This is a genomic window from Pseudomonas sp. WOUb67, from assembly GCF_050058005.1.
In the GTDB taxonomy this organism is placed as follows: domain Bacteria; phylum Pseudomonadota; class Gammaproteobacteria; order Pseudomonadales; family Pseudomonadaceae; genus Aquipseudomonas; species Aquipseudomonas putida_R.
On record NZ_CP170112.1, the window covers coordinates 1,614,155 to 1,633,710 of the forward strand.

Genomic DNA, 19,556 nt, shown 5'->3' on the forward strand with positions numbered 1-19,556 from the left:
GTCAGGCGTCCTTCGGGGCCAGGGTCAGCAGGGCCTGGCTGGCCCGCTCGAGAAAGGCCTGCTTGCTTTCATCAGCGTGCAGGTGCAGCGGTTCGCCAAAGCTCAGTGTGCACAACAACGGCAGGGGCAGGGCGCGGCCCTTGGGCATCACCCGGTTGAGGTTGGCGATCCATACCGGCACCAGCTCGACGTCGGGGTTGGCCGCGGCCAGGTGGTACAACCCGCTTCTGAACGGCATCAGTGGCTCGTCGCCCAGATTGCGCGTGCCTTCCGGGAAGAAGATCAGCGAGTCGCCCTGGGCCACGGCCTCAAGGATCGGCTGTAGCGGGCTGCCTTTGCCTTCACTGCGTTGGCGGTCGATCAACACGCCGTTGAACACCTTGCGAATGAGGAAATCGCGGATGCCCGGTTTGGCCCAGTAGTCCGCGCCGGCCACCGGGCGGGTGCGTCTACGCAAGGGCTGCGGCAGTGATGCCCACAGCAGCACGAAGTCACCGTGGCTGCTGTGGTTGGCGAAGTACAGACGCTGCACCGGCAGCGGCGTGCAACCCAGCCACAAGGCGCGGGCGCCTGTGATCAGGCGGGCGGCAGAGGTGATGAGGTAGGCGGTCAGGTTGGCGAGCATGGATCGGTGGTCATCCCTTCAAAGGCAGTGTCAGCAGGGTAGCCAAGGCCAGTGACAGCTGCAGGCCCAGGCACACTGCCTGGCGGCGCAACAGGTTCAGTGCGGCCTGGCTGCGATCAGGCCAGGCGCGGGCGTCCGTGGCTTGCGGTTTCAGTTTCAGCTCGAACAGGGCGCGGTCCATGGCCTGGGTGTCTGTTGCCAGGTCGTTGCTGCTGGCGAGGTGGGTGAACAGTTCGGCATCTATGGCTACCCGGATGGCCCAGTACTTGTGCATTACGCCAAGTACCAGCAGCACGCCGCACAGCAGGCTGGCCAGCGGTTGGAGTGGTGCACCCAGAAGCGGTGCAAGGCCGTAGGCCAGGGCCAGCAGGGTGAGGCCGTCGGACAGGCGTTCCAGCTGTTTGCCGCGACTCAGCAGGCTGGCTACCACGAGCAGGTTCATGGCTGGCCTCCAAGCTGTTGCAGGGCCCGGCGGTGTGCCGCATGCAGGACGATGCCAGGGCGGGCTTTGCGGATCAGTGCTTCGGCCTGCTGGGCATCGCTGCAACGGCCGGAGAGCAGCAGCCAGGCGGCCACGGCGCTGGCGCTGCGTGAATAGCCCAGAGCGCAGCAGACCAGTAACGGGCCTTGGGCGCGCAGGCGTTCGATGGCGTTGGCGGCCTGTCGTAACAGGGCAACGTCTGGCGCGATCAGGTCCAGGGTAGGGAAACACTGATAGCCGAGAGCTGACACGACCTCTGTGGGAGCGGGCGTGCCCGCGAAACAGGCGGCGCGGTGGATGGCACGGGCTTCGCCCGTGTTCGCGGGCACGCCCACTCCCACAATGGGTACGCCAGCGTTTGGCAGCTCCGCACACAAGTCGACAATCGCAGCAAATTGCTCCCCCTCGCCGCGCCCTGGAACCCGACCAAGGTACACGCCGTCGCATACTTCATCTGCTTGTGGATGGCGCCTCGTCCACAGCCGCGAGTTGAGCCAGGCGCCAGCCAGATAGGGCGCCAGTAGCCACCAGGTTGCATTCGACAAGCGCCCGTCGGCGCCCTTCTGAAAACCACCCGCCCCGAACACGGCATAGTTCAGTGCCACCAGTCCCAATGACAGCGCCGGCCACCCCAGCCACAGCCAGGCATCGCTAAGCGTAGCGGCGGGGAACACACACAGCAGCACGCCTACGCCATAACAACCGGCGACCTTCCAACGCTTGGCTTCACGTGCAAGGCGCGCCTGTTGCCAGGGCAGTCGCCCCTGATGCGGCCACAGCCACACACAGGCAAACCCCGCCAATGCCCCCGTGGGTACATCAATGAAATGATGCTGCCAGGTGGTCAGTACCGACACCCCGATCAACGCCATCCAGCCATGCATCAGCCATCGCCAGGGCTGGCGCTGCACATGCCTGGCAAACATCGTCCAGATGATCACCAGCAGCGCAATGTGCAGCGATGGTGCCTGGTTGAACGGCTTGTCGAAGCCCATCAGCACATCGAACAGCCAGCCGAACAGCCCACCCAGTTCCGGCCGTTCGAAGGTGAACCGCAGCGGCCACAGCAGGAAGCAGGTAACGCTGATCACCTGTGCGCTGAGCAGTGCCAGCGCGTGCCGGTCCATTTCCTGGCGTGTGCGCGGCAGCAGAAAGGACAGCCCGTAGAGCAAGTCGATGGACCAGTACGGGATGATCGTCCAGGGCCACAGCGGCATGCCGCGCTCCCAGCCGAACACCAGGCTGCCGACATCACTGCGCCCGGCGGTATGGTTGTTCGCCAGCCCATAGCTGAGGAAGAACAACGGCCCCAGCAGCAGAAGCCAGCACACGCCCCGGCGGATCAGCCCTGGCTCGCGTGGTGGGCTCATTCAGCGCACCCGTTGGGCCAAGCTGACGCTGAAAATGCCCCATTCATCGATGCGCTGGGCCAGCTTGCGGAAACCGGCTGCTTCTACCAACTGGTCCATTTCCGCCTGGCTGCGGCGTCGCATCACCCAGGCCTCGCCACCGCGATGGCTGGTGAGGGCGCGGGCGATCATCTCCAGTTGCGGGTGCCACGGCTGGCCGGTGTATACCAGATATCCGCCATCCTCCACGGCATCGGCCAGGCCGGCCAGCGAGTTGCCCACCAGTTGGTTGCTGGGGAACAGTTCGTACAGGCCCGAGACTACGGCCAGGCTTGGCGGTTGCTCCAGTGTGGCCAGGCTGTGGCGGTCGAAGGCATCGCCCTGGACGAAGCGGGCGATGTCGCCCAGGCCTTTCTCACTGATCAGTGCGCTGCCTTGCTGCACGTTCAGCTCGCTGTAGTCGCGCAGCAGGATCGAGTCCGGCAACTGCTCAAGGCCTTGCAGGGCTTCGAGGATATAGCGGCCATGCCCGGCGGCGATATCGACAATGTGCACGGGCCGCTGTTGTTCGCGCAGCCGTGCGATGGCCAGGCGCAGCAGCTCTTCGACGTGCAGCTTGCGCTGGCGAATGCCACGCCAGCCGATGGCATCGAGGTAGTTCTGGTCGACCAGGCGGCCTAGCTTGCCCTTGCCGGTCGGTTGGTTGCGGTACACGTAGTCGAGGGTGCTGCCCGAATCGAAGCCGGTGTCGAAGCCCAGTTTCACACCCGCAGACAGCCCCTTGCCCAGGCTGAGCCCGGCGCGGGTAGCGCGCCAGTAAAGGTCACGCGGCGAATGGCGCGGCAACGGTGCGGCCAGGCTTTCGGCTTCGGCGCAGCTGGCGCCCGTCTTGTCGGCATCGAGCAGTGACGGCAGGGCAACGGGGCTGGCGAAACAGTGCTCCACAAACCGCTCGATGCGCCTCAGGGCATGGGCCCGGTCACGTTCGCCCAGGGTGTCATGGAAGAAGCCCGGCAGGATGTGCATTTCCTTGCGCGTGCTGCCAAGGCGTTCGAAAAAGCGCTCCTGCGGCTGGCGCTCGACCACGAAGTCGGCCCCGGATACCAGCAACTGGGTGGGTACCTGGATGGCCTGGGCATCCGCTACCACCCGGTCGGCGGCTTCATACAGGCCCAGGAGCATGGTCACCGAAATCGGCCGGCTGATCAGCGGGTCGGCCACGTACGACATGACCCGCTCGGGGTCGTGGGTGAGCAGGCGCGGCTTGACGTAACTGTTGACGAAGAAGTTGCCGCGCAAGGCCTTGAGCAGCTTCAGGCCGGGACGGGCGAATGGCACGTACAGCTTGACCTTGAACGCGGGCGAGGCCAGCACCAGGCAGCGCACCTTGGGCGCATAGTCGTGGGCCCAGGTGGCAATCAGCACCGCGCCGACGCTTTGCGCCAGCACCACGAGGTCCTGCTCGGCGATGCCGTGATGGGCCTGGATATGTTCGATGAAGGTTTGCACGTCGCGCACGCTGGTGGCGAACCCCGGGCTGTCGCCGCGTGCGCCTGGCGACTGGCCATGGCCGCGGGCATCCCAGGCGAAGAAGTCATAGCCCGGCATGTCCAGTTCATCGGCCAGGTGGGCCATGCGCCCGCCGTGTTCATGGCCGCGGTGGAACATCACCACGGCCCGGCGTGGCTGGTGCTCGTTGCGGGTGGCAGGCCAATGACGGTAATGCAACTCGACACCGTCATGGGTGGAGAAGTGCAGCGCTTGCGCTTGGCGCATTATCAACGTCCTTTTGGCGGCGGCTTTGGGCTCAGCGGGTTTCGGCCAGCCCCTGGCGAACCCGGTTGTAGAGGGTATAGAGCGAGAGCGCGAGGATGACCAGCAGCAGGCCATTGATCCAGCTGCCGTTCAGCAGGCCAAAGGCGACCCCTGTGCCCAGCACGCCGAAGGCAAAGGCCCGGTCGCTTTTGCCCATGGGGCCGTCATACCGCCGCGAGGCGCCAGCCAGCGGGCCCATGACGCCGGCGTATTCGCTGAAGGTGGCACACAACACCACCAGCACCACCAGCACCGGAGAAACCTCGGCCAGCAGGGCGAAGGGCAGGTACAGGGCGGCATCAGCGATCACGTCGCAGAGTTCGTTGAGGTAGGCGCCCAGGGTGGATTGCTGGCCGAACTCCCGGGCCAGCATGCCGTCGACGGCGTTCAGCGCCATGCGCAGCAGCATCCACAGCGGTATCAGGATGAACAGCCAGCTGAGGTGGGGCAGGGCGGCCAGCAGCAGGCCCAGCAGGACCGAGACCACGGCGGCGGCGACGGTGACCTGGTTGGCGGTGACGCCGCGGTCGTAAAGGCGCTGGACTGCAGGGCGCAGCAGGGCCTGGAAGCGCGGTTTGAGCTGGTAGATCGATGCCACTGGAAAATCCTTTTTCGTGGTGCGATGGGGCGTCATTGTGTGTCAGCATGCTTCGCGGGTAAACCCGCTCCCACAGGTTTAGTGCCAACCTGGGAAATACCGGTTCCTCTGTGGGAGCGGGTTTACCCGCGAATGCGCCATCACAGGCGGCCGCGTAACCTCAGGCTTCCATCAACCGTTCAACCAATGCTGCGGCATAGCCCGGCAACGCCGCAAAATCCCGCGCACACACCAGCAACTTGCGGTTGGCCCACGCCTCCTCCAGCGCCACCCAGTGCAACGGCAGCACACCTTGCCAGCGCTTCACGGCTGCCAGCGGCACCACCCCGACCCCGGCCCCGCCTGCAACCATGCGGATCACCCCATCGAAACCCTCGGCCCGCACCCGCACGTGCATACGGCGCCCCTCACGCAGGGCCTGTTCTTCCAGGTACAACGCCAACGCGCTACCGGCCCCCAGCCCGACATGGCCATGCACCAGGCTGTCGATGAAACTGGGCGCGACCGCACTGGCCAGCGGGTGGCCCAAGGGCGTCACCAGCACCAGCGGGTCGTCGCGAAACGGCCGGGTCTGCAGGTGTTCGTTGGGCGCGGCGGTCGAAACGATGCCAAGGTCCGCCATGCCCTGGGTAATCGCGTGCACGATGCGCAGGCTCGGCAGCTCCTGCACATCCACGCTGACCGCGGGATTTGCAGCCAGGTAGCTGGCCAGCAGTTCCGGCAGGTACTCCGTGAGTGCTGCGGTGTTGCACAGCAGGCGTACCTGGCCCTGCTGCCCTTGCGCGTACTGGCCCAGGTCAAACTGCAGGCGCTCGACTTGCTGCGCTATCAGGCGCGCATGCTGCAGCAGTGCCTGACCGGCCGGTGTCGGTTGCACGCCACGGCGGTTACGGTCCAGCAACGGAATACCCAGCGATGCTTCCATGGCGCGGATGCGCGCGCTGGCTGCCGGCAGCGACAGGTGGCTGCGGCTGGCACCGGCGGTGATGTTGCCGCACTCCAGGGTGTGCTGGAACAGCTTGAGGTCGATCAGGTCGAAATGCATGTGGCTCTGTCATTGCAAGAGTCTGGCTGAGTATATGGCAGATTTTCCCGCCGGCCGGAACCCGCCATCATGCGCCTATGACGACCTTGCTTGCTTTCTACCAGAACATTGGCCCAGCCCCTTCGCTGCTGGTAGTGCTCACCTTCCTGCTGGCCGGCGCGGTGAAAGGGGTGATCGGCCTGGGCCTGCCGACCATCGCCATGGGCCTTCTGGGCCTGGCTATGTCACCGGCGCAGGCAGCTGCGCTGCTGATCGTGCCTTCGACCTTCACCAACCTTTGGCAACTGGCCAGCGGCGGGCACCTGCGGGCGTTGCTGGTGCGGCTGGGGCCGATGCTGGCGCTGATCTTCATCGGCACCTTGCTGGGCAGTGCCTGGCTGGGGATCAACAGTGGCCCATGGGCCGCGCATGCGCTGGGTGCGGCCTTGCTGGTGTATGCGCTGTACGGGCTGGTCGGCCCGGGCTTGCACCTGGCGCCGGCGCACGAGCGTTGGCTGGGGCCGGTCTGCGGGCTGGTGACGGGTGTGGTCACGGCGGCAACCGGGGTGTTCGTGATACCCGCGGTGCCCTACCTGCAGAGCCTGGGCCTGGGCCGTGAACAGATGATCCAGGCCCTGGGCCTGTCGTTCACGGTTTCAACCCTGGCGCTGGCCGTTGGCCTGGCCGGGCAGGATGCCCTCGGTGGCCAGGCGTTGGGGGCTTCGCTGCTGATGCTGGCGCCGGCCCTGCTCGGCATGCTGGCCGGGCAGTGGCTGCGTCAGCGCATCAGCGCGCTGCTGTTCAAGCGTTGCTTCTTCATCGGCTTGGCCGCACTGGGCGGCCACTTGCTGATCAACGGCTAGCGCTTGATGCGCTGAGCATGTCGACCCGCTGGATATCGAAGTCGCTTTCCAGGTAGTCCATGCGCTTTTCGAAGAACGCGGTCATGTGCGGCAGGGCCGAGTGCACGTCCAGCGCGGCCTTGTCGGCCCACACTTCAAAGAACACGAACAGGCTCGGGTCCTGCTGGTCGCGCAGCATGTGGTACTCGATGCAGCCCGGCTCCTGGCGGCTGGGCTCCACGTAGGGGCGGAACAGGGTTTCGAAGGCATCAGCCATTTCCGGGCGGGTCTTGGCTTTGAGGATGAAGGCGAACTGCTCACGCATGGGGCGCTACTCGGTGATGGGTGGTGAATCGATTCTACGGCAATAATGTATTGCCCATTCGTGACTTCAGGTCAATTGTATTTTGCCCCGCTACCGCTGTATCCCACCCCCGCGAGCCTCTAACCTGCCGGCATGAATTCTTGATTCGGCCGGGGAGGCCAGCATGAAAAAGATCCTTCTGCTCAATGGTGGTAAACAGTTCGCTCACTCCGAAGGCCGCCTCAATACGACCTTGCACGAAGCGGCCACCGCTCACCTGGACCGCGCCGGTTTCGATGTACAGCAAACCTTCATCGACGGCGGCTACGACGTGCAGGCCGAGGTCGAGAAGTTCCTCTGGGCCGATGTGATCATCTACCAGATGCCGGGCTGGTGGATGGGCGCACCCTGGACCGTGAAGAAGTACATCGACGAGGTCTTCACCGCCGGCCATGGCAGCCTCTACGCCAACGATGGCCGTACCCGCTCGGACCACACGCAGAAGTACGGCAGCGGTGGCCTGCTGCACGGCAAGCAGTACATGCTGTCGCTGACCTGGAACGCGCCGCAGCAGGCGTTCGATGACCCGAGCGACTTCTTTGAAGGCAAAGGTGTGGATGCCGTGTATTTCCCGTTCCACAAGGCCAACCAGTTCCTTGGCATGACTGGCCTGCCGACCTTTCTGGCGGTGGATGTGATGAAGCGCCCGGATGTGCCGGCGGCATTGGCAGCTTATGAGGCACACCTGGATAAGGTGTTTGGCAAGGCACAGTAATGGGTTGCCTGCACTGGCCTCTTCGCGGGTAAACCCGCTCCCACAGGTACTCCACAGTGCTTGAAAGCTGTGCAATACCTGTGGGAGCGGGTTTACCCGCGAAGAGGCCGATACAGGCACCGCTGGACTTGGCCTCGACAAGCGGCTATCTAATCCTTGCACAGACCAGCCACAGGCCCAGATGTGAAAACCCGATCCGAAGAGCTCCAGGTATTCGTCGCCGTCATCGACTGCGGCTCGATTTCTGCCGCCGCCGAGCAGATGGGCCAGACCCCGTCCGCCGTCAGCCGCACCTTGTCGCGCCTGGAGGGCAAGCTGGGTACCACGCTGGTCAACCGCACCACCCGGCGCATGGACCTCACCGAAGAGGGCCGCTACTTCCTCGAGCGCTCACGGCTGATCCTGGAGCAGATGGACGAGATGGAAGAGCGCCTGTCGATGAACCACCAGACGCCCACCGGCCGCTTGCGCATCAACGCCGCTGCGCCGTTCATGCTGCATGCCATTCTGCCGTGGATCGGCGAGTTCCGTCGCGAGTACCCGGGCATCGAGCTGGAACTGAACACCGATGACCTGATCATCGACCTGCTGGAGCAAAGCACCGATGTGGCGATCCGCATCGGTGAACTGGCCGATTCCAGCCTGCACGCGCGCAACCTGGGCTGCAGCCCGGTGCAGGTACTGGCCAGCCCGGCCTACCTGGAGGAGCACGGCACGCCGCAGCGGGTCGAGGACCTGGCCAACCACTGCCTGCTCGGCTTCAGCCAGCCCGAATCGCTCAACCATTGGCCGCTGCGCCACGCTGAGGGTGACCGCTTCAGCATCCGCCCGGCGCTGATCGCCTCCAGCGGCGAGACCCTGCGCCAGCTGGCACTGGCCGGCGAGGGCATCGTCAGCCTGTCGCACTTCATGACCCACGAGGACATCCGCGCCGGGCGCCTGCAAGTGCTGCTGAGCGAGGCCAACAACGGCTACCGCCAGCCAATTCACGCGGTGTACTACCGCAACACCCAGCTGGCCCTGCGTATCCAGTGCTTCCTCGATTTCATCCAGCGCAAGCTGGCGATGTACGCCTGCTGAGTTGCCTGAACGCGACATACCCTGCCCACGGGCGGCGAAATTTCCTACGGTTGATTGCACAGTCGAAACGCTTCGGTCTTACTGACTGCTCAACAAAAACAACACCAAGGAAGTGTCATGCGTATTGTCCCGTTCCAGTACCTGGCTCTCGCAGCCGCGATCCTGAGCTGTTCCTCGGTTTATGCCGCCACGCTGGAGGGCGGCGCGGTGGCTGCACCCGATCAATATGGTGCACAGGTAGCCGCCGATATTCTGAAAAAGGGCGGCAACGCGGTAGACGCCGCAGTGGCAACCGCTTTCACCCTGGCCGTGACCTACCCGGAGGCCGGTAACATCGGCGGTGGTGGGTTCATGACCCTGTTCGTCGACGGCAAGCCCTACTTCCTCGACTATCGCGAAGTCGCGCCCAAGGCGGCCACGCGCAACATGTACCTGGACGACAAGGGCGAGGTCATCGAAAACCTCAGCCTGGTCGGGGTACGCGCCGCGGGTGTGCCCGGCACGGTGATGGGCCTGTGGGAGGCGCACCAGAAGTTCGGCAAGCTGCCCTGGAGCGAGCTGCTGACCCCGGCCATCGGCTATGCGAAAAACGGCTTCAAGGTGGCGGAAAAGCAGTACCAGTACCGCAACGATGCCCTGGGCATGTTCAAAACCGCGACCAACTTCAATGACTACTTCGGCAACATGAAGGTCGGTGAGCTGTTCAAGCAGCCAGAAATGGCCCAGACCCTGGAACGCATCGCCGACAAGGGCGTGAGCGAGTTCTACCAGGGCAAGACCGCCGACCTGCTGGTGGCGCAGATGCAGGCTGACAAGGGCCTGATCACCAAAGAAGACTTGAAGGATTACAAGGCCGTATGGCGTGAGCCGATGGCCGTGAGCTGGCGTGGCAATGTGGTCTACACCGCACCACCGCCAAGCTCAGGCGGCGTCGCCCTGGCCCAGCTGCTGGGCATCAAGGAAGACCGCGCGGCGGACTTCAAGGGGGTAGCGCACAACTCGGCGCAGTACATCCACCTGTTGGCGGAAATCGAGAAACGCGTATTCGCCGACCGTGCCGACTACCTCGGCGACCCGGCCTTCACCAAGGTGCCGGTGGACCAGCTGGTGGCCAAGGACTACCTGGCCAAGCGCGCCGCGCAGGTCAACCCGAAGGCCATTTCCGACACCGACCAGGTCAAGCCGGGCCTTGAGCCGCACCAGACCACGCACTTCTCGATCGTCGACAAGCAGGGCAACGCGGTCAGCAACACCTACACCCTCAACCTCGACTATGGCAGTGGCGTGGTGGTGAAGGGCGCAGGTTTCCTGCTCAACGACGAGATGGACGACTTCAGCGCCAAGCCAGGCGCCGCGAATGCCTTTGGTGTCGTCGGTGGGGATGCCAACGCAATCGAACCGGGCAAGCGCATGCTGTCCTCGATGAGCCCCAGCCTGATGACCCGTGATGGCAAGGTCGAGTTGGTGATCGGTACCCCGGGTGGTTCGCGGATTTTCACCTCGATCTTCCAGGTGATGAACAACCTGTACGACTACGATATGCCGCTGGCCAAGGCGGTGGCGGCGCAGCGCGTGCACCATCAGTTGCTGCCCAAGGACACCATCTACTTTGACAGTTACGCACCCCTGACCGGGCCGGTGGCTGACGAGCTGAAGAAGATGGGCTATGTGCTGGAGGACCAAGGCTGGGAGATGGGCGATATCCAGGCGATCCGGGTGGATGGGGCGAAGCTTGAGACCGCTTCCGATCCGCGTGGGCGTGGGGTGGGGATGATCGTCAAGTAATACCTGCCAGAATGCTGGGAGGGCTTTGCCCTCCTTTCGCGGCACAAGGCCGCTCCTACAGGGGACCGCGATCTCCTGTAGGAGCGGCCTTGTGCCGCGAAAGGGCCGCAAAGCGGCCCCACAATCTAGAGGTCAAACGCGGAACTGGCTGACCAGTGTCTGCAACTGCCCACCCAAGCGGGCCAGCTCAACGCTCGCCGACGCCGTCTCGTCACTGGCTGCCGCCGTCTGCTCGGACACATCACGCACATTCAGGATGCTGCGGCTGATCTCTTCCGCCACTGCACTCTGTTGCTCTGCCGCCGCAGCAATCTGCTGGTTCATCGACTGAATGCTCGACACCGTGCTGGTGATGTTCTCCAGCGAGGCCCCGGCCTTACGCGCCAGTTCGACGCTGCTGTCGGTCAAGGTACGGCTGCCCTGCATGGCGTTCGCCACTTGCTGGGTACCCTCCTGCAGGCTGGCAATCAGCGCTTCGATTTCTTCGGTGGACTTCTGCGTGCGCTGGGCCAGGCCGCGCACTTCGTCGGCGACCACGGCAAAACCACGCCCGGCCTCACCGGCACGCGCCGCCTCGATCGCCGCGTTCAGCGCCAGCAGGTTGGTCTGTTCGGCCACCGACTTGATCACGTCCATCACGCTACCGATCTTCTGGCTTTCCTGTTGCAACAGGTTCATGGCCTCGGTGGAGCGGTGCATGTCCTCGGCCAGGCGCTCGATCTGGCCAATCGCTTCGCCTACCACGCGGTCGCCGGCGCGGGCTTCGTCGTCGGCACCGGTGGCGGCATGCGAGGCCTGCTCGGCATTGCGCGCCACTTCCTGAACGGTGGCGGCCATCTCGTGCATGGCAGTGGCCACCTGGTCGGTCTCGACCTTCTGGCTGTTGGCGCCGGCGCTGGTCTGTTCGGTCACTGCCGACAACTCTTCGGCGGCGCTGGCGATCTGGGTGACGCCATCGCGGATGCCGGTGATCAGCTCGCGCAGGGTGGTGCCCATGCGCGCGATGCCTTGCTGCAGCACGCCCAGTTCGTCGCGGCGGGTGATGCGCACGTGCTGGGTGAGGTCGCCGCTGGCGATCTTTTCCACCGCTACCAGGGTTTCACGCAGTGGGCCGGTGATCTGGCGGGTGATCAGCACCGCCGCCAGCACGCCAACCAGCAGGGCCAGCAGGGTAGCGATGGCCTGCAGGCTGCGGGCCTGGGTGCTTTCGATGTCGCGGCGTTCCAGCTGGATCTGGTACAGCGCATCACTGCGCTTGACGATGTCGGCGCCCTGCACGGTCATTTCGGCGCGCGAGGTGGTGATGTCGGCGACCGCGTCGCGGAATTGGCGTACAGCGTCGCGGTAGGCCAGTACCGAGCGCTCGAACTGTTGCAGGCGGGCGTCTTCGGCGGGCAGCTGGCGTCTGAGGTTGTCGATATCGGCCAGGGCCGCGTCCAGCTGGCGCAGGGCGGCCTGCTCGTTGGTAGCACTGTTGTCGGCTATGTAACCGCGCACGTCGACGCGCACCTGCAGCAGTTGCTGGCGGGCCTTGCTGATCAGCTGGTACTGGGCCAGGCGCACGCTGTCGGCCTCCGGGCGCGCCATGACTTCCTGGCTGAGGGCGTCCATGGCCTGGTCGGCGCGGGTGGCCGAACTGTCCATGGCAACGCGCGCAGCGCGGGTGGCGTCGTAGCCCTGGCGCATCTTGTTCAGCGACACCTTGTAGGCGCTGATGGTTGCGCCCAGCTCATTGAGCAGCTTGACGTTGTCCGGGCTTTTGAAGGTGCTGGCCAGGTAGGCCTGCTGCTTGCTGAAGGCATCCAGCTTGGTCTGGGTGTTGGCGGCGGCGGCATCGTCGCCGTTGGCGATCATGTACTGCAGGCGCGCGATGCGCAGGTCGGTCAGGTCTTTGTTGAGCTGGCCGATGTCACCCATCCAGTTGCTGCGGTCAATCAGGCTGCCCAGGCTGGTCCAGCCGGTCAGGGCCAGCAGGCCGGTGAGGATCAGCACCAGGCCGAAGCCCAGGCCGAGTTTCAGGTTGACGCTGATGTTGGCGAACCAGCTGTTCATGCACGCTCTCCAGAAGTAGTTTTCGCTCTCTTGATCTTCGATCGCAAGGCGTTGTTGTTCTGGGTGCCCGCTGATTCGTGCAGGGGTTATCGGCAATGATCAGGGAAGCTGAAACGCTTTTTCAGCAAAAGACGAAGATGGTTTTTTAATTGTTCAAAGCAACGGTCTTGCACCATCACCCAGGCTGCCGCTTCACCGTGTAGGAGCAGCCTTGTGCTGCGAAGAGGCCGGTAAGGCTAAAGATTGTCTTCGGCTGCAATGGCCTCTTCGCAGCACAAGGCTGCTCCTACAAGGACCGCACCAGCATGCGGCAGATGTTAAAGGTTACGCGCACTGAAGGTATCGCAGCTGTTCACCTCACCTTGGGCAAACCCGGCCTTGAACCAGCGCACCCGCTGTGCCGAGGTACCATGGGTGAACGAGTCCGGCACCACGCGCCCGCGGCCTTGCTGCTGCAGGCGGTCATCGCCAATGGCATTGGCTGCGTTCAGCGCTTCCTCGACGTCACCCGGCTCCAGCCAGTTCAGGCGCTTTTGCGCCTGGTAGGCCCACACGCCGGCCAGGCAGTCGGCCTGAAGTTCCTGTCGCACCAGCAGGCCGTTGTCCCCTTCCATGCGCTGGCCGTTGCGGCGTGCAGCGTCGACCTTGGCCGAAACACCCAGCAGGGTCTGCACGTGGTGGCCGATTTCGTGGGCGATCACGTAGGCCTGGGCGAAGTCGCCCGCCGCTGCGAAGCGGGTTTCCATTTCGCGGAAGAACGACATGTCCAGGTACACCCGTTGGTCCGCCGGGCAGTAGAACGGCCCCACCGCCGCCGAAGCAAAGCCACAGGCCGAATTGACCTGGCCACTGAACAGCACCAGCTTGGGGTCGCGGTACTGCTTGCCGGCTTCGGCAAACAGCGCTTTCCAGGTGTCCTCGGTGTCGCCCAGCACCGAGGCAACGAACTCGGCCTGCTGGTCGTTGGCCGGTGGCGCCTTGGCGCCTGTGCCACTGGGTGCGGTTTGCTGTTGCTGCTGTTCCATCTGGCCGGTCAGCTGGCCAAGAATCTGCAACGGGTCCTGCCCGGTGAGCCAGCCGATGCCAACGATCAGCAGAATCGCCCCAAGCCCCAGCCCCTTGCCGCCGCCGAAACGCATGCCACCGCCGCCGCCACTGCCACCTTCGCCTCGGGCATCGACCACGTTGTCGCTGCGTCGGCCTTTTCGCCATTCCATGAATGCTCTCCGGAGCGTGAAACAAGAAGACAAAGATTAGTCCACGACAGCGGCAGGCGTCAGGCCAAAGTGTTAAACCATAACCATTTGGTTATGGTTCAAGTGGTCGATTTCAATATTCATCGCGCGCGACCTGCCGGAAACTGTAAGTCCATAATTCCAAGAGAGGAAACCGGCATGCCCGCACAGGACAACAGCCGCTTCGTGATCCGTGATCGCAACTGGCACCCCAAAGCCCTTACGCCTGACTACAAAACGTCCATTGCCCGCTCGCCGCGCCAGGCACTGGTCAGCATTCCACAGTCGATCAGCGAAACGACGGGTCCGAACTTTTCCCACCTGGGCTTCGGTGCCCACGACCATGACCTGCTGCTGAACTTCAACAACGGTGGCCTGCCAATCGGCGAGCGCATCATCGTTGCCGGCCGCGTCGTCGACCAGTACGGCAAGCCTGTGCCGAACACCCTGGTGGAGATGTGGCAAGCCAACGCCGGTGGCCGCTACCGGCACAAGAACGACCGGTACCTGGCACCGCTGGACCCGAACTTTGGTGGTGTTGGCCGTTGCCTGACCGACAGCGACGGCTACTACAGCTTCCGCACCATCAAGCCGGGCCCGTATCCATGGCGCAACGGCCCGAACGACTGGCGCCCGGCGCACATCCACTTCGGCATCAGCGGCCCGTCGATTGCCACCAAGCTGATCACCCAGCTGTACTTCGAGGGTGACCCGCTGATCCCGATGTGCCCGATCGTCAAGTCGATCGCCAACCCGGAAGCCGTGCAGCAGTTGATCGCCAAGCTCGACATGAGCAACGCCAACCCGATGGACTGCCTGGCCTACCGCTTTGACATCGTGCTGCGCGGCCAGCGCAAGACCCACTTCGAAAACTGCTGAGGAACCCGCCATGCCAATCGAACTGCTGCCGGAAACCCCTTCGCAGACTGCCGGCCCCTACGTGCACATCGGCCTGGCCCTGGAAGCGGCCGGCAACCCGACCCGCGACCAGGAAATCTGGAACCGCCTGGCCAAGCCAGACGCGCCAGGCGAGCACATTCTGCTGCTCGGCCAGGTGTATGACGGTAACGGCCACTTGGTGCGCGACTCGTTCCTGGAAGTGTGGCAGGCCGACGCCAATGGCGAGTACCAGGATGCCTACAACCTGGAAAACGCCTTCAACAGCTTTGGCCGCACCGCTACTACTTTCGATGCCGGTGAGTGGACCCTGCACACGGTCAAGCCGGGTGTGGTGAACAACGCGGCTGGCGTGCCGATGGCGCCGCACATCAACATCAGCCTGTTTGCCCGTGGCATCAACATCCACCTGCACACGCGCCTGTACTTCGATGACGAAGCCCAGGCCAACGCCAAGTGCCCTGTGCTGAACCTGATCGAGCAGCCGCAGCGGCGTGAAACCTTGATTGCCAAGCGTTGCGAAGTGGACGGGAAGACGGCGTATCGCTTTGACATCCGCATTCAGGGTGAAGGCGAGACGGTGTTCTTCGACTTCTGATGGAAAGCCGGGGCCGCACGCGGCCCCGGACTATCAGCCGTGCACAGGCTTCAGGTCAAACGCATCGGCCTGGTACTGGAACAGCAGGCAATCGGCCGCGGCAGTGCATCCGCTTTTATGCACCAGGTCGGCCGGCAGCTTGTAGTAGGACCCGGCGGAGAACTCAGTGCGTTTGCCATCGATCTCCGCGTAGAAAGTACCCTTCAGCACCACGGTCGGCAGTGCCTGGCTGTGCTGGTGCAGACCGTTGTCGGTACCTTTTTTGAATTTCACATAGGCCGAGTAAGGCCCCGTCCCGAAAATATCCCCTTCAACATTGGCGTAGCTGACTGCACCGTTGGTGTTGGGTACGTCCTGCCACTTCAGTGCTGCGCTGTCGGGTACAGACACGGTGTTTTCTGCCGCGTTGATGCCAACCGCCAGGGTGGCTAGCGCCACGCCCGTTATGATCGCCTGCAATGCTTTCATGGTAGAGCTCCTTCGTTGAGTGACAATGCAACGAAGCCTAACTAATCATTTTCCGCACAAATACGCCGTACGGCGCCCATGACTTGTGCGTGTTTTGCACAGATCAGGCCTGCCATCTGGGCTGCGCATAGTAGGTTTGCGCATAGTCCAGCAACGCCCGCACCTTGGGTGCCAGGTAGCGGCTTTGCGGGTACACCGCATACAGGTTGCGTGGTGGCAGTTTCCAGCCTTTGAGCACCGGCACCAGGCGCCCGTCCAGCAAGGCGTCATGCACGATGAAACGGTCGAAGCTGGCAATGCCCAGCCCGCCGATGGCAGCAGCGCGCAGGGCCATCGGCGAGTTGGCGCTGAGGCGCCGGGGCATCAGGATGTTGCGCTGTTCACCCTGCTGGTTGGTCAGATGCAGCCGCTGTGGGTGAGGCAGGTTGCTGTAGCCGAGCAGGGGATGGTCAACCAGTGTGTCGAGGGACGTGGGCGTGCCGTGGCGTTCCAGGTAGCGCGGTGCGGCCACCAGCAGCACCTCGCTGTGGGCCAGCAGGCGGGCTACCAGGCTGGAGTCGGGCAGATGATCGGTAATCCGAAGGCAGACATCGATTTGCTCTTCCAGCAGGTCGATGAAGCGGTCGCTGCAATGGAGCTCGACCTGCAGGCGCGGGTAGCGCTCGACAAAGTCTGGCAGCCAGCGCCCCAGTTCAAGTTCGCCGAAGGCCGTTGCCACGCCCAGGCGCAGGGTACCCGTGGGCTGCTGCTGATGCTCGGAAAGCTCCAGGGTCATCGCCTGCATCTGTTCGAGGATCTGCACGCAGTGGTGGTAGAAGAGTGTCCCGGCTTCGGTCAGGTGCAGGCGGCGGGTGGTGCGGGTGAGCAATTGCGTGCCCAGCTGGCGTTCCAGCTGTTTCACCTGGCGTGACAGCACGGTGTGGGACAGGCCTGCCTGGCTGGCGGCGGCACTGAAGCTGCCGAGGTCGACGACCCGGCGAAAGGCCTGCATGGCGTTCAACTGGTCCATCGGCACAGCTCTCCTGAAGCGCCCGGTGGAGCCTTGCAGGCCCCACCGGGTAGCGGATCAGCGCCGGACCAGCAACACCCCGCTTTCCATGTGATGGGTATACGGGAACTGGTCGAACAGCGCGCAGCGTTCGATACGGTGGGTATCTTGCAACTGGGCGATGTTCTGCGCCAGTGTCTCGGGGTTGCAGGAGATGTACAGGATCCGCTCGAAACGCCGGGTCAGCTCGCAGGTATCAGGGTCCATCCCCGCACGCGGCGGGTCGACGAACACCGTACCGAAGTCATAACTTTTCAGGTCGATGCCTTCCAGGCGACGGAACGGCCGCACCTCATTCAGCGCCTGGGTCAGCTCTTCGGCCGACAAGCGCACCAGCCGCACGTTATCCACAGCGTTCTCGTCGAGGTTGCTGAGCGCGGCATTGACCGAAGTCTTGCTGATTTCGGTCGCCAGCACCTGACGCACGCGGGTGGCCAGCGGCAGGGTGAAGTTGCCGTTGCCGCAGTACAGCTCCAGCAAATCGTCCTGGCGCTCGCCAATGGCCTCGAAGGCCCAGCTCAGCATCTTCTGGTTCACCGCGCCGTTGGGCTGGGTGAACGCGCCTTCCGGTTGGCGATAGCTGAACACACGGCCAGCCACGTCGAGTTTTTCCACCGCGTAGTCGCGGCCGATCACCAGGCGCTTGCCTTTGGAACGGCCAATGACGCTCACGCCCAGCGTTTCAGCCAGTTGCCGCGCTTCTGCTTCCCAGGCCTCGTCCAGCGGGCGGTGGTAGCACATGGTGATCATCGCATCGCCGGCCAGGGTAGTGAGGAACTCCACCTGGAACAGGCGGTTGCCCAGTTCCTCGCTGGCCTGCCAGGCCGCCTTCAGGCGCGGCATCAGTGCATTGATGCGCTGGCTGGCAATGGGGAAATCGTCGATGAGGATCGCCTTGTGCTTGTCGCCCGGGGCAAACATGGCGTAGTGGCGCTGGCCATCCTCGCGCCACAGGCGGAACTCGGCGCGCAGGCGGTAGTGCTCGCGCGGCGAGTCGAATACCGCCGGTTCCGGCGCGCCGAATGGCGCCAGCAGCTCGCGCAGCCGGGCCACCTTGGCGTCCAGCTGGGTGGCGTAGGAGGAGGGGTCGAAAGCAGCACTCATGCGTTGAACCAGCCCAGCTTGATGACGAACAGGATGGAAAGGATCACCAGGGCCGGGTTCAGGTCGCGGTGGCGGCCGGAGATCAGCTTGACGGCGGTCCAGGAAATGAAGCCGAAGGCGATGCCGTTGGCGATCGAGTAGGTCAGCGGCATGGCCAGGGCGGTCACGACCACTGGCGCGGCTTCGGTGACGTCGTCCCAGTTTATTTCTGCCAGGCCCGAAGCCATCAGCACGGCGACGAACAGCAGCGCCGGAGCGGTGGCGAACGCCGGCACGCTACCGGCCAGCGGGGCGAAGAACAACGCCAGCAGGAACAGCACGGCAACCACGATGGCGGTCAGGCCGGTGCGGCCACCGGCGCTCACGCCCGCAGCGGACTCGATGTAGCTGGTGGTGGTCGAGGTGCCGAGCAGCGAACCGGCCATGGCGGCGGTGCTGTCGGCGATCAGGGCGCGGCCCATCTTCGGCATGTGGCCGTCCTTGCCCATCAACCCGGCGCGCTTGGCCACGCCGATGAGGGTACCGGAGTTGTCGAACAGGTCGACGAACAGGAAGGCGAAGATCACGCTGACCAGGCCCACGTCCAGCGCGCCGGCGATGTCCAGCTGCAGGAAGGTCGGCGCCAGCGACGGCGGCATGGAGACAATCCCGGCGAACGGCGTCACGCCCATCACGATCGAGGCGATGGTCACGGCCAGGATGCCGATCAGCACGGCGCCGCGCACTTTCAGCGACTCAAGGCCCACGATCAGGAAGAAGCCCAGGGTGGCGAGGATCGGTGCGGGCTGCTTGAGGTCGCCCAGGCCCACCAGGGTAGCCGGGTTATCGACGACGATACCGGCGTTATGCAGGGCGATCAGCGCCAGGAACAGGCCGATACCCGCAGCAATCGCCGAACGCAGCGGCAGTGGGATGCTGTTCACGATCCATTCGCGGATGCGGAAGATCGACAGCAGGAAGAACATCACCGCCGACAGGAACACCGCGCCCAGCGCCACTTGCCAGGTGTGGCCCATGTGCAGCACCACGGTGTAGGTGAAGAACGCGTTCAGGCCCATGCCCGGCGCCAGGGCGATCGGGTAGTTGGCGATCAGGCCCATGGTGGTGGAGCCGATGGCCGCTGCCAGGCAGGTGGCCACGAAGATCGCGCCCTTGTCCATGCCGGTCTCGCCGAGGATGCTCGGGTTGACGAACAGGATGTAGGCCATGGCCAGGAAGGTGGTGACGCCCGCGAGAATCTCGGTGCGCACGTTGGTGTTGTGTGCTCTTAGTTGAAACAGCCTTTCCAGCATGCCCGCTCCCCAAGGCGCCCCCGGCGCCATGAATGTATCGACCCCATCAGCAAAGCACAGACCGTACCGGTTGCCGTGGTTTTGTGTGGGGAGGAAAAAAGCCGCGCATCATACCAGCATGCTTGGCGGGGGCCTATGGCCGTTGGGGAATGGGATTTTGCAAACCCGCGCCACCCTCAAAACC

The 19,556-nt window shown here is 64.1% G+C and carries 19 protein-coding genes and 1 pseudogene; 6 read left to right on the forward strand and 14 right to left on the reverse strand.

Annotation, left to right across the window (positions count from 1 at the left end; translation table 11 throughout):
* Position 1: 1 nt before the first annotated feature.
* The 6 genes from ABOC32_RS07185 to ABOC32_RS07210 form a co-directional block, all read right to left on the reverse strand.
* Positions 2-625: a lysophospholipid acyltransferase family protein gene (locus ABOC32_RS07185; protein ID WP_426810554.1), complete on the reverse strand. Its 624-nt coding sequence runs from the start codon at positions 623-625 to the stop codon at positions 2-4.
* Positions 626-635: 10 nt separating this feature from the next.
* The gene (locus ABOC32_RS07190; protein ID WP_426810555.1) at positions 636-1,067 is read right to left on the reverse strand and encodes a hypothetical protein; all 432 of its coding nucleotides are present in this window, start codon (positions 1,065-1,067) and stop codon (positions 636-638) included.
* The gene (locus ABOC32_RS07195) at positions 1,064-2,476 is read right to left on the reverse strand and encodes a phosphatase PAP2/dual specificity phosphatase family protein (protein ID WP_426810556.1); all 1,413 of its coding nucleotides are present in this window, start codon (positions 2,474-2,476) and stop codon (positions 1,064-1,066) included. The genes ABOC32_RS07190 and ABOC32_RS07195 overlap by 4 nt, the downstream gene beginning before the upstream one ends.
* Complete coding sequence (locus ABOC32_RS07200; protein ID WP_426810557.1) at positions 2,477-4,231, reverse strand: bifunctional alpha/beta hydrolase/class I SAM-dependent methyltransferase; 1,755 nt, start codon at positions 4,229-4,231, stop codon at positions 2,477-2,479.
* A gap of 31 nt (positions 4,232-4,262) precedes the next feature.
* On the reverse strand, positions 4,263-4,868 hold the full coding sequence (locus ABOC32_RS07205; protein WP_426810558.1) for a CDP-alcohol phosphatidyltransferase family protein: 606 nt from the start codon (positions 4,866-4,868) through the stop codon (positions 4,263-4,265).
* A gap of 160 nt (positions 4,869-5,028) precedes the next feature.
* The gene (locus ABOC32_RS07210; RefSeq protein ID WP_426810559.1) at positions 5,029-5,913 is read right to left on the reverse strand and encodes a LysR family transcriptional regulator; all 885 of its coding nucleotides are present in this window, start codon (positions 5,911-5,913) and stop codon (positions 5,029-5,031) included.
* A gap of 77 nt (positions 5,914-5,990) precedes the next feature.
* On the opposite strand from ABOC32_RS07210, the gene ABOC32_RS07215 reads away from it, so the two are divergent.
* Positions 5,991-6,755 carry a sulfite exporter TauE/SafE family protein gene (locus ABOC32_RS07215; protein WP_426810560.1) on the forward strand — a complete coding sequence of 255 codons (765 nt, stop codon included), beginning with the start codon at positions 5,991-5,993 and terminating at the stop codon, positions 6,753-6,755.
* Here ABOC32_RS07215 and ABOC32_RS07220 read toward each other — a convergent pair.
* Positions 6,745-7,059, reverse strand: coding sequence for a putative quinol monooxygenase (locus ABOC32_RS07220; RefSeq protein WP_426810561.1), 315 nt, complete (start codon positions 7,057-7,059; stop codon positions 6,745-6,747). The genes ABOC32_RS07215 and ABOC32_RS07220 overlap by 11 nt on opposite strands.
* A 163-nt stretch (positions 7,060-7,222) precedes the next feature.
* Between ABOC32_RS07220 and ABOC32_RS07225 the strand changes: the two genes are divergently transcribed.
* The 3 genes from ABOC32_RS07225 (at position 7,223) to ggt (ending at position 10,678) form a co-directional block, all read left to right on the forward strand.
* Complete coding sequence (locus tag ABOC32_RS07225) at positions 7,223-7,813, forward strand: NAD(P)H-dependent oxidoreductase (RefSeq protein WP_426810562.1); 591 nt, start codon at positions 7,223-7,225, stop codon at positions 7,811-7,813.
* A gap of 183 nt (positions 7,814-7,996) precedes the next feature.
* On the forward strand, positions 7,997-8,893 hold the full coding sequence (locus ABOC32_RS07230) for a LysR family transcriptional regulator (RefSeq protein WP_426810563.1): 897 nt from the start codon (positions 7,997-7,999) through the stop codon (positions 8,891-8,893).
* 117 nt (positions 8,894-9,010) lie between these two features.
* Positions 9,011-10,678: a gamma-glutamyltransferase gene (ggt, locus tag ABOC32_RS07235; RefSeq protein WP_426810564.1), complete on the forward strand. Its 1,668-nt coding sequence runs from the start codon at positions 9,011-9,013 to the stop codon at positions 10,676-10,678.
* 132 nt (positions 10,679-10,810) lie between these two features.
* Here the strand turns inward: ggt and ABOC32_RS07240 are convergent, their stop codons facing one another.
* The 3 genes and pseudogenes from ABOC32_RS07240 to ypfJ all read right to left on the reverse strand — a co-directional run bounded on the left by ABOC32_RS07240 (position 10,811) and on the right by ypfJ (position 13,947).
* Positions 10,811-11,674, reverse strand: coding sequence for a methyl-accepting chemotaxis protein (locus tag ABOC32_RS07240; protein WP_426811577.1), 864 nt, complete (start codon positions 11,672-11,674; stop codon positions 10,811-10,813).
* Positions 11,666-12,730 (reverse strand): annotated as a pseudogene (locus tag ABOC32_RS07245) (methyl-accepting chemotaxis protein); the annotation flags it as partial. The pseudogene ABOC32_RS07245 and the gene ABOC32_RS07240, both read right to left, overlap by 9 nt.
* A gap of 317 nt (positions 12,731-13,047) precedes the next feature.
* Positions 13,048-13,947 (reverse strand): KPN_02809 family neutral zinc metallopeptidase, encoded by a 900-nt coding sequence (gene ypfJ, locus ABOC32_RS07250; protein WP_043197816.1) that lies wholly within the window; start codon positions 13,945-13,947, stop codon positions 13,048-13,050.
* Between the two features lie 177 nt (positions 13,948-14,124).
* On the opposite strand from ypfJ, the gene pcaH reads away from it, so the two are divergent.
* Together pcaH and pcaG are read left to right on the forward strand one after the other, a co-directional pair.
* Positions 14,125-14,844, forward strand: a complete 720-nt coding sequence (gene pcaH / locus ABOC32_RS07255; RefSeq protein ID WP_016489110.1) for a protocatechuate 3,4-dioxygenase subunit beta — start codon at positions 14,125-14,127, stop codon at positions 14,842-14,844.
* Positions 14,845-14,854: 10 nt separating this feature from the next.
* Entirely contained in the window at positions 14,855-15,460 is a 606-nt protein-coding gene (gene pcaG, locus ABOC32_RS07260; protein WP_003251601.1) for a protocatechuate 3,4-dioxygenase subunit alpha, read from the forward strand.
* 33 nt (positions 15,461-15,493) lie between these two features.
* Here pcaG and ABOC32_RS07265 read toward each other — a convergent pair whose 3' ends face one another.
* The 4 genes from ABOC32_RS07265 to ABOC32_RS07280 all read right to left on the reverse strand — a co-directional run bounded on the left by ABOC32_RS07265 (position 15,494) and on the right by ABOC32_RS07280 (position 19,372).
* The gene (locus ABOC32_RS07265; protein WP_426810565.1) at positions 15,494-15,928 is read right to left on the reverse strand and encodes a cupin domain-containing protein; all 435 of its coding nucleotides are present in this window, start codon (positions 15,926-15,928) and stop codon (positions 15,494-15,496) included.
* A gap of 103 nt (positions 15,929-16,031) precedes the next feature.
* Positions 16,032-16,937: a LysR family transcriptional regulator gene (locus ABOC32_RS07270; protein ID WP_426810566.1), complete on the reverse strand. Its 906-nt coding sequence runs from the start codon at positions 16,935-16,937 to the stop codon at positions 16,032-16,034.
* 57 nt (positions 16,938-16,994) lie between these two features.
* The gene (trmA, locus tag ABOC32_RS07275; RefSeq protein ID WP_426810567.1) at positions 16,995-18,080 is read right to left on the reverse strand and encodes a tRNA (uridine(54)-C5)-methyltransferase TrmA; all 1,086 of its coding nucleotides are present in this window, start codon (positions 18,078-18,080) and stop codon (positions 16,995-16,997) included.
* Positions 18,077-19,372 carry an NCS2 family permease gene (locus tag ABOC32_RS07280; RefSeq protein ID WP_043197822.1) on the reverse strand — a complete coding sequence of 432 codons (1,296 nt, stop codon included), beginning with the start codon at positions 19,370-19,372 and terminating at the stop codon, positions 18,077-18,079. The genes trmA and ABOC32_RS07280 overlap by 4 nt, the downstream gene beginning before the upstream one ends.
* Positions 19,373-19,556 lie beyond the last annotated feature (184 nt).

Excerpts from the sequence above, each read along its gene's own strand:
- ABOC32_RS07185 (WP_426810554.1), bottom strand. The coding sequence starts at position 625 with ATGCTCGCCAACCTGACCGCCTACCTCATCACCTCTGCCGCCCGCCTG.
- ABOC32_RS07190 (WP_426810555.1), bottom strand. The coding sequence starts at position 1,067 with ATGAACCTGCTCGTGGTAGCCAGCCTGCTGAGTCGCGGCAAACAGCTG.
- ABOC32_RS07195 (WP_426810556.1), bottom strand. The coding sequence starts at position 2,476 with ATGAGCCCACCACGCGAGCCAGGGCTGATCCGCCGGGGCGTGTGCTGG.
- ABOC32_RS07200 (WP_426810557.1), bottom strand. The coding sequence starts at position 4,231 with ATGCGCCAAGCGCAAGCGCTGCACTTCTCCACCCATGACGGTGTCGAG.
- ABOC32_RS07210 (WP_426810559.1), bottom strand. The coding sequence starts at position 5,913 with ATGCATTTCGACCTGATCGACCTCAAGCTGTTCCAGCACACCCTGGAG.
- ABOC32_RS07215 (WP_426810560.1), top strand. The coding sequence starts at position 5,991 with ATGACGACCTTGCTTGCTTTCTACCAGAACATTGGCCCAGCCCCTTCG.
- ABOC32_RS07220 (WP_426810561.1), bottom strand. The coding sequence starts at position 7,059 with ATGCGTGAGCAGTTCGCCTTCATCCTCAAAGCCAAGACCCGCCCGGAA.
- ABOC32_RS07225 (WP_426810562.1), top strand. The coding sequence starts at position 7,223 with ATGAAAAAGATCCTTCTGCTCAATGGTGGTAAACAGTTCGCTCACTCC.
- ggt (WP_426810564.1), top strand. The coding sequence starts at position 9,011 with ATGCGTATTGTCCCGTTCCAGTACCTGGCTCTCGCAGCCGCGATCCTG.
- ABOC32_RS07240 (WP_426811577.1), bottom strand. The coding sequence starts at position 11,674 with ATGGGCACCACCCTGCGCGAGCTGATCACCGGCATCCGCGATGGCGTC.
- ypfJ (WP_043197816.1), bottom strand. The coding sequence starts at position 13,947 with ATGGAATGGCGAAAAGGCCGACGCAGCGACAACGTGGTCGATGCCCGA.
- pcaH (WP_016489110.1), top strand. The coding sequence starts at position 14,125 with ATGCCCGCACAGGACAACAGCCGCTTCGTGATCCGTGATCGCAACTGG.
- pcaG (WP_003251601.1), top strand. The coding sequence starts at position 14,855 with ATGCCAATCGAACTGCTGCCGGAAACCCCTTCGCAGACTGCCGGCCCC.
- ABOC32_RS07265 (WP_426810565.1), bottom strand. The coding sequence starts at position 15,928 with ATGAAAGCATTGCAGGCGATCATAACGGGCGTGGCGCTAGCCACCCTG.
- ABOC32_RS07270 (WP_426810566.1), bottom strand. The coding sequence starts at position 16,937 with ATGGACCAGTTGAACGCCATGCAGGCCTTTCGCCGGGTCGTCGACCTC.
- trmA (WP_426810567.1), bottom strand. The coding sequence starts at position 18,080 with ATGAGTGCTGCTTTCGACCCCTCCTCCTACGCCACCCAGCTGGACGCC.
- ABOC32_RS07280 (WP_043197822.1), bottom strand. The coding sequence starts at position 19,372 with ATGCTGGAAAGGCTGTTTCAACTAAGAGCACACAACACCAACGTGCGC.